The sequence below is a fragment of the Raoultibacter massiliensis genome (assembly GCF_900199545.1).
Lineage (GTDB): Bacteria > Actinomycetota > Coriobacteriia > Coriobacteriales > Eggerthellaceae > Raoultibacter > Raoultibacter massiliensis.
Map to the genome: position 1 here is coordinate 2,231,358 of NZ_LT962671.1, position 14,608 is coordinate 2,245,965.

Here is a 14,608-nt window from a genome sequence, read left to right on the forward strand (position 1 = left end):
CCTTTCTCATTCGAAGCAACAAGTATAAACGGTTCGTTGTTCCCCTCGCGACCTTCATACAATTTTCAGGTAGAATGGCTGATGTGGATGCATGCGAAACCATCGTCTATACTTATTGCAGGAAAAGAAAAGCTCGCCGAGCTGTTCGTCAGGATCGAGCCGAACGATGCCAGAAACGCCGCAGAATCGCCCCCAAGGCCACGCCCCATCAGGGCGCGGGCAGGAGTATCGCTCCCCCGCTACAGCCCGGTTCACCGTTGACGGACGCCCCGAGCGAAGAAGCGGCAGCGCTGCCGACCGCTCGGCCCACGCGTCACGGCAAACAGGATCATACCGCCCCCAACCCGAAGCAACGCCTTACGGCAGAGATGCCGATGCATACAGAAAGCGCGTTCAGGCCGATCGGGCTTCCCGTCCTGCCCATTCAGGCGTCACCGGACGAAACGAGCGCCAGCCGGGGCCGACGCGCCAGCAGCATGCGCCGCGCGCGAACGCCCGCTATGCCAACGACGATCGGTATCTCAAAAAGGCCAACCGCAGCACATCGCTTCCCGTGAAGCCCGCCCTTATCGGCATCGCCGTTCTTGCCTGCATCGTAATCGGAATCGTCATCTTCGTTCAGAGCAGACCCATCTCGGTGATCGTCAACGGAGAGCAGCTCGAGCTGGGCGGAAGCAAGGATATCGCCGCGATCATCGAGGCGGGCTACGCCTCTCCGAAAACCGGCGATTTCGTCGCCGTTGACGGCGAGGTCCTTGAAGCGGGCAAGGGCGAGGCGTTCACCGCCTACGTCAACAGCAAGAAGACCAACGACCCCAAAACGAATTTGAAAGCAGGCGACGTGGTAATCGTCGCCGATGGGGCAAACGCGGTCGAACCATCGCAAGACACCGTCGAAACGGTTCCCTACGAAGTGATCCAGGAAGGAAACGGCCCCTTGCACGTAATCGAGGGGAAGGGCGTCGACGGAAGCAAAACCACAAAGATCGGCGATATCTCGGGCAAGACCTTCGTCGAGGATATTGCACCGCAAAATCCGGTCTGCCGCCAATACTACCCCGATACCGGCGACGACAAGGTGGTCGCCCTCACGTTCGACGACGGCCCCTGGCCCGACTCCACCGGAGAGGTGCTCGACATCCTCGCAGAAAACGATGTGAAAGCCACCTTCTTCACCGTCGGCAATAGAATCGACGACAACGGCAAGGCCCTCGTCAAGCGCGCCCATGAAGAAGGCCACCAGATATGCACCCATACGTTCGATCACGCAAGCGGCGACGGAAACGGCGTCGACCTCGGACTCATGTCGGCAGAGCAGCAGATCGAAGAGGTTACCAAAGGCTACGATGCCATCGAAGCGGCCATCGGCGAAAAGCCGAGCACGGTCATCCGCACACCAGGCGGAAACTTCAACGCCGATGTGCAGAAGAACCTTGCGCCTTACATCTCCGCAGAGATCGGGTGGAACATCGACAGCAGCGATTGGCGCTTGCCCGGTGCCGATTCGATCGCCGCGCAGATCGAGGGTGCATGGCCCGGAGCCGTGATCCTCTGCCACGATGGAGGCGGCGACCGTTCGCAGACGATCGCCGCAATCAGAGAGGCGATCCCCTACTTGAAAGAGCAGGGCTACACGTTCGTCACGATCGACGAGATGATGGAATACCCCGCAAAGCCGATGCAATCGTAAGCGCGCACAGGCTTCGTGCGAAAAAATTCGCTGCGTATCGCGACGTCTCGAAATCTGCGATCAGGGAAAACGCCGGCATCCGCACTATTCGAACGCGTCGGCGGCATCGAGTCAACGGGACGGCGATGCGCGCTCACCGATCCTCGTCGTGGCCTTCAACCATCTGAAGAAGATCCTCTTTGCTCGACACTCCGACCTTCGCATAAATATGACTTAAGTGCGTCTTCACCGTGTTCTTCGAGATGAACAGCTTCTCTTCGATAAAAGCGCTCGTATGCCCCGTCCCCCACAGTTCGAGGATCTCGGTTTCGCGAGCAGACAATCCGTATTTTTCGGCCAAAAGAGCGATGCTTCCCAGCCGCCCGTCTCCGGCTCTTCCCGCAGAGCCGGAACGGTCGGGGTCGCGCTCCCCCGAAGAAGACGGCGCGATGGTGAAACGAGGCGCACCTCCCATGACGACGAGTGCCGCGAAAAGGAGCAGAACCAGAGTCAGGATGGTTATCATCGTCTGATCGGAAATCGATTCGCTCACGATCTGGCCCAATGCTGTACCGATCATATGGCTGAACCACAACAAACCCACTCCGAACAAAGCGTGGATTCTCTTGGCTGCAACGCTGTCCATGATAAGGAACAGCGCAAGCGTCAGAATCAGCTCGAATCCGAACGACGCGATTCCATGAGCTGCGGCTCCAAGCACAGGATTGCCCGCAAGCGGAATCAACGACACGGCCGCCATGATGGGCAGCGCGATATAGAACACGACAGCCGTATCGAATTTGCGGGCATAGAAAACAACGAGCGTAGCGGAGACGGTGGCAATCACCGGACAACCCACTGAGAGCAGAAAATCATTGCCGAACTGCACGAGGGCGCCGTCGAGAATCCCCAAAGTTCGAACCGAACCGTAGGCAAACGACATGAGGGCGATAACAGCAAACAGCCTCACCGGCGCATGAAGAAACGAATCACCGATCGTTATGACCTGCGCGTCATCGGACCCCATCGACTCGACGCCCCTTGAACCATGCGCTCCATCTTCTTGCTGCACGGGCTTCACCAGCAGAAAGAAAGCCGCAAGAACGGGAAGAACGGAAGCGATCGGCAAAGCGATTTCGAAAGGCAACACGCTGATGACGAGGCACAACCCGGCGCCGAGACAGGTGAATACCGCAAGGCTGAACACGGTCGCCTGCCGTCCTTGGCAGATCAGTCTTTCCTGCCACGCGCATTTCAAGCCAGCCATGCCGATGCCGACAAGCAAATATCCGATCGACATCCACTCGGCCGCCAAAAACCCAGAACCCGCAAGTGCGATGCAGCACGTCCCCGCCGCACCGACGATACCGGCAAGGTAAACGATTTCCCGATGACGCTCCAGAGAAAAGAGCTTCACGGACAGCAACGCCAAAACGAGACCGGCCAGCCCCGTTGAAAGGCTTGAGACGATATGGGTGCTCGATACAAACGCGGTCGGCTCGATCGCTGGGAAAAGCAGCACCCCGTTAAAGAGAATGTATACCCACGCCGCTATAAAGGAATATCCGATATTCCGTGCTATCTGTTTCATGCGGCCATTATACAGGTAAAACGATCGGCGGCGAGAACGTCCCGCCGCCGATTTCCGTCAACCTTGCAAAGCGCTGCAGCGGCATCAGGCCTCGGCAAGCTTCTTTCCAAGCGTCATGCCCTCGGTTAGGCAAAAACCCAGGCTCATACCGCTAAGCGGCGTCGCGTAGTTCACAATGTATCGGTTGCCGGAGTTATTGCCGATCGAATAGAGGCCGGGCATCGGCGCCAGCATTTCGTCAAGAACCTCGTGTTCGGAGCTGATATCCAAGCCAGCCGTCTGGCACAACCCCATGCTGATCGCATCCGACGCGGCCACCGTCGCGTAGAAAGGCGGCGTATCGAGCGCCTTGAGAATACGGGGATCCATGGCGAAGTCTTCATCTTTCCCGTTTGCGGCGAACCCGTTGAAACGTTCGAGTTCGGCCAACGCCGTCGCCTTCTGATCATCATCGTAGATCCCGATCGCATCCAGAAGCTCTTCAAGCGTGTTTGCGCAGAACAGCCCGTTTTCGTCAGCTTCGCTGCTCGGCTGCGCTGCATCGATTTTCGCCGCATTCGACTCGAGGCTGTTGTAAGAAACGCCGTTTGTCTGGTCGATGCCGCCGTGGCATGGAGGCATCTTCTCTACGACCTCGCGCCAATTCGCATCCGCAATGGACACGACGTATCCTCTTGGCTGACGGGGAATCATGTAGCCAGCCCCCTCGGCCCCTCCCGCGCATTCGTCGCAAAAGCGCCTGCCGCTTTGGTTCAAGATAACAAAACCGGGGCCCCACGGAGCGCCGGTTCCAACCTGCCCCGTATTCATTCCCGCACGCGGACCCACTTCAACATGGCCGCCTGCCCACACGCCCATCTTCAAGCCATCGCCGTTGCGAACGCCGAACATCGAGCCCGCAGCCGCCGCTTCGATGCTGCCGTACGACTCGGCAAGATGGCGGTACTCGTCGTTGATGTCCCGCAGCATGTCCTCATCGGCCGAAAAATCGCCGGCAGCCAAAACAACGCCTTTGTTCGCCGTGAACCGATGGTAGGTCTCATCATCGAGCTTCTGGGCGATGACGGCGGCTATCCTGCCCGAATCGTCCTTCTCGAGGTACAAAGCCCTGTATGCCCAGTTCCACTGGGTTCCGTCCTCGATCGCCTTGTCCCTGTGATGCTTCATAACCTTTTCGCCCCAGTTCCATGTTGGAGCTCCTGTTTCGGCGGCGGGCCTGAAGTTGACGGTTCCAAGATAGTATTTGTAGCCAGACGGATCCATTACCATGTTCTCGGAATGATCGGCGCTGAAAACATGGACGTTCGCCGGATCGTTAAGCCAGTCGGGGTCGTCGAGGTCTTCAAGCGCCCAGTCGAGATATTCGCCCGAATGGTATACGTAGTCGCGGATCAACCGCTGGTTGGAGCGTCCCGCATTGCGGCGGAACAGTTCATTCATGAAGTCTTCCCTATCGATCTCCGTTGCACCGTGCTCGAGCGCCCATTGGCAGTTAACCGTGCCGACCTCCCCGCCAACGTACAGGAAGTCAGCCTCTGACTGGGTTTCGAGCACCGCAACGCTTGCACCGTTCATCGAAGCAGAACGCGCGCACCAGGTGCCCGACTGGCCGCCGCCGACGACCACGACATCGAATGTTCCGCCGTCGGCGATCTGGTCGTCCGCAATCGGATCGATCGGCGTGCGCCACGCCGCCGCAGCTTCGCTTTGCCAGCGATGGGCGGGAGAAGCACCGCCTCCCGACACCGTCTCGGCATTTGCGGCTCCCGATTCTGCCGCCTTCGGGCTGCAACCAACCGCAGCGCCCGCCATCAGCACGCCCGCTCCCGTCAGCGCAGCACCGCGTAAGAATCCTCGACGGCTCATTCCCTCTTTGCTCATTGACAACTCCCTCTAGTCGATCTCTTCCGCTCGTGCAGAATGCCAGCACCCTGCACGACTCCTGAAATCCGAAACGTTTCGGATAGCTCGATTGTGGGAAGAACGAGGCGCCGCAGCATCACCGCAATCGCCTGAAAGGCATCGCCCATCCAATATCACCGTTTTACGGTGATATCGTTGAACTGGGAATTTGGCTCCTAAAGGGTTTGGAAACGAAATAGGGCCTCGATCCGGATAGGGGTCGAGGCCCTCGTTATCGGCGCCATGCCCGCCCGTACAGAGGAGGATAGCAACAGTGACGTAAGAACCCAAAAGAGCAGAGACGCCGATCGGATAAGCTTCTCGCGCGCTTCGAGCGCGCCATGGCGGTGCGAAACTGGGCTTGGGGCAGCCAGCTTGCGCCGCCGTGGCGCGCTGCCGACTCGGGGGCCGGCAGCGGCGAGGCCCTTATTCCTGTTTCATATCGAACAGGATGTAGTGCGAGTTCCTCGTTGCGGAGAGAACTATCTGGCTCTCTCCGGTGATCTCGGCCGCATCTCGCTCCTGAAGCGCATGCCCGCTCACCGAGCCCAGGCCCTCTATCTGGATGAGGTAGGCCTGACGGCCCGGCGGCAGTTCATACGCAGCTTCCTTCCCGGCATCGAGACTGATAACCGAAACGTTCATATCCTGGTTGATCTTCACTGGGGCGGAACCCTTTTTCCCCGAGGCAATCTGGAGCCAGATATTCTCGCGATCCTCCCACTTGAAATCGTAATCGCCGTATGCGGGCTCGTATCCTGCTGCATCGGGAAGAATCCATATCTGCAAGAAGCGCGAGGGCTTTTCCGCATAGTTGAATTCGCTGTGAAGAATGCCCTTGCCTGCGCTCATGTACTGAACCTGACCCTTGGTCAGCGTGCGGCCATTGCCCAGGCTGTCTTTGTGCGTCAGTTCCCCGTCTACGACGTAGCTGATAATCTCCATGTCGCTGTGAGGATGGGTCGGAAATCCGCCTTGGGGATCGAACACGTCGTCGTTCACTACGCGCAGTGCGCCGAATTGGATGTTGTTGGGATTGTAGTACTCGGCAAACGAGAAGTGAAACAAGCTGTGCAGCCATCCGCGCTCGCTCTTGCCCATTTTGTTATGATCTATCACCTTAATCATGATGTGCCTTCCTTTCGTCGTCTGCATGCCCGACTTTTCTGAGCAAGCCTACGACCGTTTCGATATCGCCATCGCTCAATGCCGCCAGCGCTTCGTCGAGCAACTCCATATGGCGCGGGAACAGCTCTTCTATGACCGCACGTCCTTCGTCGGTAAGATCGACGATGAACGATCTTCCGTCTTCAGGATTCGTCGAGCGCCGAACGTATCCTCGCTTTTCGAGGTTTCGCACCACAACCGTGATGTTTCCCCCCGTTGAAAGGACCGCCTCGACAATCGCATTCACGGTAAGCGGACCTTTGTGCAGAAGGGCTTCCATAACCTCGAATTGGGAGAACGTGAGCCCGTATTCTGCAACCAGCCTTTTGCTCTTCCGATGCGCAGTCTCGTAGCTTCTGCTCAAGGCGATGACCAACATGCCGTCGAGCCGCTCGCGCCGGGCAGATAGGTTCCGCATCGGCGCGCCGTGCTGATGTTTCGCCTCTTCCATCGATTCCGCCTTCCGGTGTCTTCCGATACCTTCCTTTTGCTCTGCTGCTAATTTATCACTAATTAGTACTAATTGTCCATTATGATACCAATGCCGTTGCATTTGCGTCATAAAGGCATCACAGGCAGCACATATATGCTGGTGCGCGAACGGAGTTTAGAAAAGGGAGCCCTGCTCGGGAGGCGCTGAATACTCGTAAAGAACCTCATCGGGCCGATAATCGATGCGATGCGCCACGTAATCTTTAAGCGAGACGGCGTACACCCTTCCTTGTTGCTCCATAAGCGCAATCGTGCCCACCATGCCAACGCACGTGCCTGCAACCATCGCATCCGAAGGATTGTCCGGCTCGTTGATCGCGCAGGAGAGCACCGACGCATCGCGACTGTAGTAGCGATCGAGGTTGATCGGCTCCGTCGGATCCATGGAAAACGTTTCCCGCACCGTCCTTCTCATGAGCGCCGCCGCCTCGGCGGGATCATGCGCCTCCGAGGTGAGCAACCGGTACTTTTCGCTTGCGCGCAGGCTTTCGTAAATGCCGGGAATCGAGCAGAGCTTCGCCTCCCATTCGCGAGCGGCATAAGCGGTCTCGCATTCTTTGAGGATCATCGCCGATCGGGCGCCCTGCTCGAGCAATCTGAGCTCGCCGCGCGCAGCGGAAGTGATCCCGACTTTCAGGTGCCGAGGCGAAAAATACGCCAGGTACACGATGTGCGGCGTATCGTTGTAGGCGCGCTGCTGCGCGGAGATTCCTCCCCCGTTGTAGAACGAGGGGTTGAAGCCGGTCTTATCGGCGCACGCCGGACACGACGTTTCCTTGTAATCCGAGGGAAGCTCTTGGCGGTTTTCGCACATCGTGCGCTCCTGCGTCATGAGGTCGTAGGCTCCCACGCAATATCGCTCCGGATGCTTCGAGATCGTAAACGTCTGCCCCTCGATGGCGAAAACAGTGCGCGTCCCCGCCTCTAAATCGTCGATTGCGAGGTACGGCCCGTCGAAGTTCACACCGAGCAGCGAAAGCATCTGCATTCCCACAATGGTTCCTTTCCAGCAGCGCGCCGCTCTGGTCGCGCTGTTCGATGCATGCATTAAGTAATATGCGGGTTACTTTTTTTCGCTGCATATGATACCTGAGAAGCATCCATACGAAAAGCAAATCGCCAAGGAAACAAAATCCCCGCAGATTGCATCGCGGGCTTCCCGCCTACTCGAACCGATCGACGAAATGGCAGATCACGGCCGCCGAAGTGGGCGTGCAAAGCTCTCCGTCGAGCTTTTCCTCGCACACGGGAATGCCGCGCGCGATGATCGCCGCCGTGGCAGGAGCGGGAATGGCAAGCTCCCCGTGGGCGCACCGCACCGTTCCACTGCCTACCTGCACGGGAGTCGCCGTGATCTCATCGGGATCGAGCGCTTCGATCGCAAGCGCTATGCCGAGAACGTTCTCTATCGCTTCGCCATTGCCGACCTCATGGAAATGGGTCTCATCGACGGCGCAACCGTGCGCCGTTGCCTCGGCTTCGGCAAGGATCCGGTAGATCGCGCGCATATCCCGCTTGACGCGCTCGCTTACCGCAAGCGCGTCTATCGTCGAAAGCACCTCGCCCAGATCGTGATGATGGCGATCGGGAACGCCCGCCTGCGTTGCGCGCTTCGCGATCACGGTCCTGCGATCGGACGGCAAGAGCGCGAACAGCTCGTCGAGAATCGCCTGCCTGCGCGCTGTTTTGGTAAAGTCGAAATGCAGCTGTTCCATCTATTTGCCCGCTTTCACGTGATTGATCATATGCGCCTGGTACCCGGCACCGAAGCCGTTGTCGATGTTCACCACCGACACGCCGCTCGCGCACGAGTTGAGCATGGCGAGCAGCGCCGCCACTCCCCCGAAGCTCGCACCGTAGCCGACGCTTGTCGGAACGGCGATAACCGGGCACGACGCCATGCCTCCGACAACGCTCGCAAGAGCGCCCTCCATGCCGGCAACCGCCACGACGACGTTCGCATCGGCGATCTCGTCGGCATGGGAAAGCAGACGGTGGATGCCTGCAACGCCCACGTCGTAGAGACGCACAACATCGTTGCCGAGCATCTCCGCCGTGATCGCCGCCTCTTCCGCGACGAACAAATCGCTCGTGCCCGCCGCCGCAACGACCACGGTCCCGTTCCCATCCGCTTCGGGAGCCGCACCCACGATGCCTATTCGGGCGATCGCGCGGTAGTCGAGCGAGGGGGCATCGTCGCCCTGGGAATGCAGGCGGTCGGCCACCGCAACGGCCTTGTCTTCGTCGAGGCGCGTGATAAGAATCCGCTCCTGGCCCGCTTCGAGCATCGCCTGGCAGATGCCCGCAATCTGCTCGGCCGTCTTTCCCTCGCCGTAAATGACTTCGGAAACGCCCTGCCGTATGCCCCGATGATTGTCGACGGCGGCATATCCGAGCTCGGTTACCGGAGCAACCTTAAGCGCATGAGCCGCCTCGTCGGGCGACACGCTTCCTTCGGCAACCTGCGCAAGCAGGTGCCTCAAATCTTTTTGCTCCATGAGCTATCGCCCTTCTTTCTCGCGGGAATCTGCGGTGTCGCCAAGCCCTGCCGAATCCATTCGATGTCCCAATTTCAGCGCTACGCGATCGAGCTCGTCCTGCGTTATCCGCGTGCCTTCGGAAACCCTGGTCGCATAGCACGAAAAATTCGGCTTGTCGGCGGTTGACAGCCCGATCGTCCGCGAACGGGCACGGATGTCGTCTTTGGTCAAACCCGCTTCGCGAAGCGGGGAGATCACGCCGAGTTCCTCAAGCGCCCTGAACCCTGGACGGCGCGCGGGATCATCGCTCGCATTCGTCCCGTCGACAAGCACCGTCCGACCGTCGCGCGCCATGCGGTCAAGCACGGTGCCGAAGATGAAACGCTTGCATCGGTAGCAGCGATCCCACGGATTCGAGCATATCTCATCGCGCGACAGCACGTCGGCTTCTATCAACTCGAAATCGGCGCCAAGCTCGTCGACGACGCGGCGGGCATCATCGACCTCGAACGCCGCCTGGAATGCCGTTTTGACCATGTACGCCTTCACGTCGACTCCCGCCCTCGTCATCTCGGCAAGAAGATACGACGAATCGCAGCCGCCTGAAAACGCAAGCCCGTAGCGCACATGCGCATCGAAGGAAAGAGCGCTCGGCCCCGCTTCTGTCCGATGGTTATCCATGCATGCCATTATTACGAAGTCGCTTCCGTGATGCAATGCGGCGCGCTGAGCGAGCGATTGCGCCGTGTTCGCACCTTCCATATCCGCCTCCTATTCGAACAGGTCGGCTGCGACGCGCATCTTATCGATGATGCCCACGCCAAACGGACAATTCGGCTCGCAGGCGCCGCATTCGACGCACTCGCTTGCCCGATGGTCGAGCAGCAGGTAATGATCGCGCAGCGTATCGGGAACGAAGCCCTGCGGAAGAGCGAGGTCGACGAACTTGTTTACTTGAGCGATATCGATTCCGCTCGTGCACGGCGCGCAATGGCCGCAATACATGCAATCGCCTTCGATCGAGCTTCGGGGTCCGCCCGCGATCACTTCGCTGTAGTCCCTCTCCTCATCGGTGGCATCCGCATAGGCGAGTGCCGCGTCAACCTGCTCGATCGAGGCCAAACCCACCGGCACGGAAGCAACCGCGGGCCGCGTCAGGCAGTAGTGGATGCACTGCGCGGGCGTCAGAGCCGCGCCGAATGGCGAGCGCGCCTCATCGAGCAACATGCCTGCGCCGAGCGCTTTCATAACCGTAATCGCCACCCCCTCGGTTTCGCATAGACGATACAGCTCTTCGCGCCTGGCATCGATTCCCGTGAAATCGCGATCGTACGTTTCTTCGGAGAAGAGGGAGTTCACATCATCGGTGGCGGGAATCATATCGTAGGCAGGGTTGACGCTGAAGAGGATCACATCGACAATGCCCGTTCGGGCGGCCGCAATCGCGATGTCGGTGTTGTGCGTTGAAAGGCCGATGCAACGGATGGCCCCCGACGCTTTGAGCTCTTGAGCGTACTCGAGCAGATCTCCGTTGAAAACTGCATCGAAGTCTTCGCGCTCGTCGACGTAGTGGATCATGCCGACATCGACGTAATCGAGCTGCATGCGTTCGAGAAGATCTTGAAACGACGCGCGGCACACGTCCATATCGCGCGTCCGGAAGTATTGCCCGTCCTTCCACGCCGAGCCGATGTGCCCTTCGACGACGAAGCTTTCGCGCGGATAGTGCGAAAGCGCCCGCCCGACGTTGCTGCGCATGATTGGGTTCGAATTGTACACGTCGATGAAGTTGATACCGCCGGCAAACGCCCGATCGATGATCTCCTCGCACGCAGAGAGGGGTTTGCCCTCGAAGCCCTCGCCTCCAATGCCGACAACGCTCACCTCGATGCCGGTTCTACCCAATGCTCGTTTTTCCATGTCCTCGTCTTTCGCCTTCAGTGATTTCGTTTGACCCATTGAAACCCCTGGAGCGCACTCCAAGTCAACGGCAACAACGAAATACCCACAAACGACGGCTCCGGCACGCCGTACGCCATACGCAGCCAGCGCGCCCGCAGCAACCTTGCCGCGCGCTACGCGCTTCCCGCGCGATCTCGCCTTGCCCTGCGGACGAGCGGCTCGATGCTCGCGATGGCGATGCCCGCCCACACGAACGCAAAGCAAACCGCATGCGCGAACGTGAATTCTTCGCCGAACAGAAAAACGGCGGAAAGCAATGCGAGCGTTGGACCGATGTACTGCATGAACCCGAGGATCGTCATCGAAACGCGGTTGGCCGCAGCCGAAAAGAGCAGCAGCGGAACTGCCGTCAACACGCCGGCACCCGCAAGCAGGGCGGCGAGCAGGCCGGGGTCGGAAACCGCCGTGGCCGAAGGCATTGCAGGCGTGAACTGCCATATCGCAGGAAACGCAGCTCCGATCGCCAGGATGGCGACGCCTATAACGCCCGTGAGAAGCGATTCGAGCGCCATTCCTGGCAGCGCAGGATACCCGCCGCGCTTCTTCACCGTTCCGTATATCGAGAACGTGATCGCCAAAGCAAACGATATCCATATCGCTCCGCCGTGCGCCGCGATGAAAAACGCAACGCCTATCGCCGCAAGGGCCGTCGCGAGCTTCTGCCCCGGCGTCAAGCGTTCCTTGAACACGACGATGCCGCAGAAAATGTTCGCCAAAGGGCACAAGTAATAGCCAATGCTCGTTTCGAGCACATGCCCGCTGTTAACCGCCCACACATAGATTCCCCAGTTCAGCGAAACGATGAGCCCCGATGCGAAAAACGTCCTCAAAGCGCGGGCATCGCGTGCGAGATACAGAAACCGAACGCGCTTCACGAGCACGCACAACGCGATGACGAACACCGCCGCCCACACCATGCGCCATGCAAGCACCTGAAACGCGGGCACCCCCGAAACCAGCTTCCAGTAGATGGGCATGAGCCCCCAGATGATATGGCAGAAAAGGGCTTCGAGGAAGCCCTTCTTATCGGTGTGCTGTTCTTCGTCTGGCAAAGCAATCCCCTTCGTCCAAGAATATGATACCCGTTTTTCAGGGAGGCGAATCCCGCGCCTTGCAGAGGAGCTTGCCGCAAGGGCCGAACGGAGGCGAGCCTCGGAGCGCATCGGAACAGCGGCGCGCGGCGCGCGAAAAGCTTAATGATTTCCTAACACTGCCTTGACGATTTCCGAATCTCGATTTCGGATCATGGTTGCAGCACGAAAAACAAACCACGCCAAAAGGAGCCCGCCATGGAAACCGTCGCGACGACACAACGAAACGAAACGTCTTCGGCATCGATCAACGCTCCGTTGCTGTTCTGGCTTTTCGTCATCGGATCGATTGCGGGGCTCCTTGTAGAAACCGTATACCACGCCATCGTCTTCGGCGGATACGAAAGCCGTGCGGGGCTTGTCTGGGGACCGTTCTCCCCCATCTACGGAACCGGCGCCGTCATCCTCACCATCGTTGCCAACCGATTTTCGAACTCGAACGCCATAGCGGTGTTCCTCATCTCCGCGCTCGTCGGCTCGGCCGTCGAATTCGCAACAAGCTGGTTGATGGAAGCCCTGTTCGGCGCCATCGCATGGGATTACAGCGGCACGCTCGGCAACATCGACGGAAGGGTCAACCTCGCATTCGCGCTCATGTGGGGCGCACTCGGCCTTATTTGGACTCGCATCGTCACCCCGCGCATCGCCCGCGCTTCTTGCAGGATCGATTGGAGAAGCACGGCGGTTCGCGCGGCGAGCATCCTGGGTGCCGTTTTCATGGTGGTCAACATCGCCATCACCATCCAGGCCTTCGCACGAGAAAGCGCACGGGCCGACGACCTGCCCGCGGCATCTCCGATAGATCATTTTCTCGATCAGCAGTTTCCCTCGACGTGGATGCAGGAGCACTTCGAGAACATGAGCATCTGCGGATCGGGCCTTCGGCCGCGGTAGCGATTCGCCTCTCGCGATCCCCTCGCATCTTCGGATCCGATCCGATCGAAGCGCGCTGCAAGAACCCTCAGGCCCACACCACGCACGAAGGCCGCGTGATGGGGCATCGGGCAATCTTGTTGCCAAGAGCCCCGCTTGCCCGATCGATTGCGAAGACGACCACCTCGTCGCTGCGCTCGTTGGCAACGGCAAGCATGGATCCATCGTCAGAGAGCGCCATATGACGCGGCCAAGACCCCCCGCTCGAGTGGCGCGAGCGCAATTCGAGCGCCTCGCGTTGCCCGACGGAAAAAACCCTGATCTCGTTTGGACCCCGCACCGAAACGTAAAGGTAGCGGCCGTCGGGAGAGAACAGCGCATGGGCCGCAAGGCATTCGCCATCCGAAAAGCCGGTCGGCTTGACCGAATGCGATGCAAGAAAACGCCACGAGGGCAGCCCGGCTCCTTCGCGCCGAAAAAGCACCACGCGGTTGCCGAGCTCTGTTACCAGCACGGTGAGCGGCAGCACAGGATGATGGGCCAACATGCGCGGTCCTTCGCCTGCGGCAACGGGCAGCACGAAGCCAGAGGCTTCTTCAAGCGACCCGTCAGGCAGCACGGCATACGAAACGAGCGCATCGATACCCAGATCAACGGCCAGCAACGAAGAAGCATGCGGAGCGAAACCGACCATATGGACATGAGGCCCGTCCTGCCTTTCGGCAACGACGCCCGATCCCCTATGCGCAACAGGCCGAAAGCCCGGCTCGAACGTACCGTCGGCGCGCACGCGGCATCCGACTATCGAGCCGCTCTCGTAGTTCGCTCCGTAAATGCGCGCACCCGTCGGATCGAGGGCGATCTGGCAGGTGCCGGCTCCAGCGGCCCGAAACGAATCGACGAGGCGCAAAGCGCCTCCGCCCTCGATGGCAAACGAGGAAAATCGAGCGCAATCCCCTTGCTCGTTTGCAGCAAAGAGACGGCCGTTCGACAGCAGCAGAAACGAAGGGTTCTCCGTCTCGTCGTTGGTTTGCGCAACGGTGCACGCGCGGCGCACGGGATCGACATCAACAAGATAGACGCCCGCATCACCTGGGTGGGCCGTATACGACCCAACGTACAACCGATACCCGCCGAACGTTTCCATGATGCATCCTCGCTTTGCTCGCCCGCGGCAACGCCGCATCCGCCTACGGCTTAAAAGGATACGCGCGTGACGAGCTCGTAAGCGAAAACCGATTCGAAACCCTTGCCGTTCGGACACCTGCAAGTAACGTGTTGCGCCTATCTGGCCGCCGAATTCCCACGTATATTCGCTTCGGGCATCGCCAGTCTCCCTGCTGCCGAAAGCTTCGGCACATTCGGCATCGGCAGCGAAGCT

Annotated in this window: 13 protein-coding genes; 2 read left to right on the top strand and 11 right to left on the bottom strand. The window is 59.4% G+C overall.

Annotation, left to right across the window (positions count from 1 at the left end):
• Window positions 1-166 precede the first annotated feature (166 nt).
• On the top strand, window positions 167-1,690 hold the full coding sequence (locus C1719_RS13800; RefSeq protein ID WP_102375634.1) for a polysaccharide deacetylase family protein: 1,524 nt from the start codon (window positions 167-169) through the stop codon (window positions 1,688-1,690).
• Between the two features lie 133 nt (window positions 1,691-1,823).
• Here the strand turns inward: C1719_RS13800 and C1719_RS13805 are convergent, their stop codons facing one another.
• The 10 genes from C1719_RS13805 to rarD all read right to left on the bottom strand — a co-directional run bounded on the left by C1719_RS13805 (window position 1,824) and on the right by rarD (window position 12,315).
• Entirely contained in the window at window positions 1,824-3,260 is a 1,437-nt protein-coding gene (locus C1719_RS13805) for a helix-turn-helix transcriptional regulator (RefSeq protein ID WP_102375635.1), read from the bottom strand.
• 84 nt (window positions 3,261-3,344) lie between these two features.
• The gene (locus tag C1719_RS13810; RefSeq protein ID WP_102375636.1) at window positions 3,345-5,141 is read right to left on the bottom strand and encodes an FAD-binding protein; all 1,797 of its coding nucleotides are present in this window, start codon (window positions 5,139-5,141) and stop codon (window positions 3,345-3,347) included.
• A gap of 447 nt (window positions 5,142-5,588) precedes the next feature.
• Window positions 5,589-6,290, bottom strand: a complete 702-nt coding sequence (locus tag C1719_RS13815; RefSeq protein WP_102375637.1) for a pirin family protein — start codon at window positions 6,288-6,290, stop codon at window positions 5,589-5,591.
• The gene (locus tag C1719_RS13820; protein WP_219717869.1) at window positions 6,283-6,780 is read right to left on the bottom strand and encodes a MarR family winged helix-turn-helix transcriptional regulator; all 498 of its coding nucleotides are present in this window, start codon (window positions 6,778-6,780) and stop codon (window positions 6,283-6,285) included. The genes C1719_RS13815 and C1719_RS13820 overlap by 8 nt, the downstream gene beginning before the upstream one ends.
• Before the next feature lie 156 nt (window positions 6,781-6,936).
• Window positions 6,937-7,809: a DUF2797 domain-containing protein gene (locus tag C1719_RS13825; protein ID WP_245874583.1), complete on the bottom strand. Its 873-nt coding sequence runs from the start codon at window positions 7,807-7,809 to the stop codon at window positions 6,937-6,939.
• 175 nt (window positions 7,810-7,984) lie between these two features.
• Window positions 7,985-8,536 carry a nickel pincer cofactor biosynthesis protein LarC gene (gene larC / locus C1719_RS13830; RefSeq protein WP_102375639.1) on the bottom strand — a complete coding sequence of 184 codons (552 nt, stop codon included), beginning with the start codon at window positions 8,534-8,536 and terminating at the stop codon, window positions 7,985-7,987.
• The gene (larB, locus tag C1719_RS13835) at window positions 8,537-9,319 is read right to left on the bottom strand and encodes a nickel pincer cofactor biosynthesis protein LarB (RefSeq protein ID WP_102375640.1); all 783 of its coding nucleotides are present in this window, start codon (window positions 9,317-9,319) and stop codon (window positions 8,537-8,539) included.
• A gap of 3 nt (window positions 9,320-9,322) precedes the next feature.
• The gene (gene larE, locus C1719_RS13840; protein ID WP_245874542.1) at window positions 9,323-10,063 is read right to left on the bottom strand and encodes an ATP-dependent sacrificial sulfur transferase LarE; all 741 of its coding nucleotides are present in this window, start codon (window positions 10,061-10,063) and stop codon (window positions 9,323-9,325) included.
• Window positions 10,064-10,072: 9 nt separating this feature from the next.
• A complete protein-coding gene (locus tag C1719_RS13845; RefSeq protein ID WP_245874544.1) occupies window positions 10,073-11,260 on the bottom strand; it encodes an aldo/keto reductase in 1,188 nt (395 codons plus the stop codon).
• A 116-nt stretch (window positions 11,261-11,376) separates the two neighbouring features.
• Complete coding sequence (gene rarD, locus C1719_RS13850) at window positions 11,377-12,315, bottom strand: EamA family transporter RarD (protein ID WP_180963627.1); 939 nt, start codon at window positions 12,313-12,315, stop codon at window positions 11,377-11,379.
• A 237-nt stretch (window positions 12,316-12,552) separates the two neighbouring features.
• Between rarD and C1719_RS13855 the strand changes: the two genes are divergently transcribed.
• On the top strand, window positions 12,553-13,248 hold the full coding sequence (locus C1719_RS13855; protein WP_102375643.1) for a putative ABC transporter permease: 696 nt from the start codon (window positions 12,553-12,555) through the stop codon (window positions 13,246-13,248).
• A gap of 67 nt (window positions 13,249-13,315) precedes the next feature.
• Here C1719_RS13855 and C1719_RS13860 read toward each other — a convergent pair whose 3' ends face one another.
• Complete coding sequence (locus tag C1719_RS13860; RefSeq protein WP_180963628.1) at window positions 13,316-14,374, bottom strand: lactonase family protein; 1,059 nt, start codon at window positions 14,372-14,374, stop codon at window positions 13,316-13,318.
• Window positions 14,375-14,608 lie beyond the last annotated feature (234 nt).

What these genes read in the sequence shown, in the direction of transcription:
- C1719_RS13800 (WP_102375634.1), top strand. Translation starts at nt 167, where the DNA reads ATGCCAGAAACGCCGCAGAATCGCCCCCAAGGCCACGCCCCATCAGGG.
- C1719_RS13805 (WP_102375635.1), bottom strand. Translation starts at nt 3,260, where the DNA reads ATGAAACAGATAGCACGGAATATCGGATATTCCTTTATAGCGGCGTGG.
- C1719_RS13810 (WP_102375636.1), bottom strand. Translation starts at nt 5,141, where the DNA reads ATGAGCAAAGAGGGAATGAGCCGTCGAGGATTCTTACGCGGTGCTGCG.
- C1719_RS13815 (WP_102375637.1), bottom strand. Translation starts at nt 6,290, where the DNA reads ATGATTAAGGTGATAGATCATAACAAAATGGGCAAGAGCGAGCGCGGA.
- C1719_RS13820 (WP_219717869.1), bottom strand. Translation starts at nt 6,780, where the DNA reads ATGGAAGAGGCGAAACATCAGCACGGCGCGCCGATGCGGAACCTATCT.
- C1719_RS13825 (WP_245874583.1), bottom strand. Translation starts at nt 7,809, where the DNA reads ATGCAGATGCTTTCGCTGCTCGGTGTGAACTTCGACGGGCCGTACCTC.
- larC (WP_102375639.1), bottom strand. Translation starts at nt 8,536, where the DNA reads ATGGAACAGCTGCATTTCGACTTTACCAAAACAGCGCGCAGGCAGGCG.
- larB (WP_102375640.1), bottom strand. Translation starts at nt 9,319, where the DNA reads ATGGAGCAAAAAGATTTGAGGCACCTGCTTGCGCAGGTTGCCGAAGGA.
- larE (WP_245874542.1), bottom strand. Translation starts at nt 10,063, where the DNA reads ATGGAAGGTGCGAACACGGCGCAATCGCTCGCTCAGCGCGCCGCATTG.
- C1719_RS13845 (WP_245874544.1), bottom strand. Translation starts at nt 11,260, where the DNA reads ATGGGTCAAACGAAATCACTGAAGGCGAAAGACGAGGACATGGAAAAA.
- C1719_RS13855 (WP_102375643.1), top strand. Translation starts at nt 12,553, where the DNA reads ATGGAAACCGTCGCGACGACACAACGAAACGAAACGTCTTCGGCATCG.
- C1719_RS13860 (WP_180963628.1), bottom strand. Translation starts at nt 14,374, where the DNA reads ATGGAAACGTTCGGCGGGTATCGGTTGTACGTTGGGTCGTATACGGCC.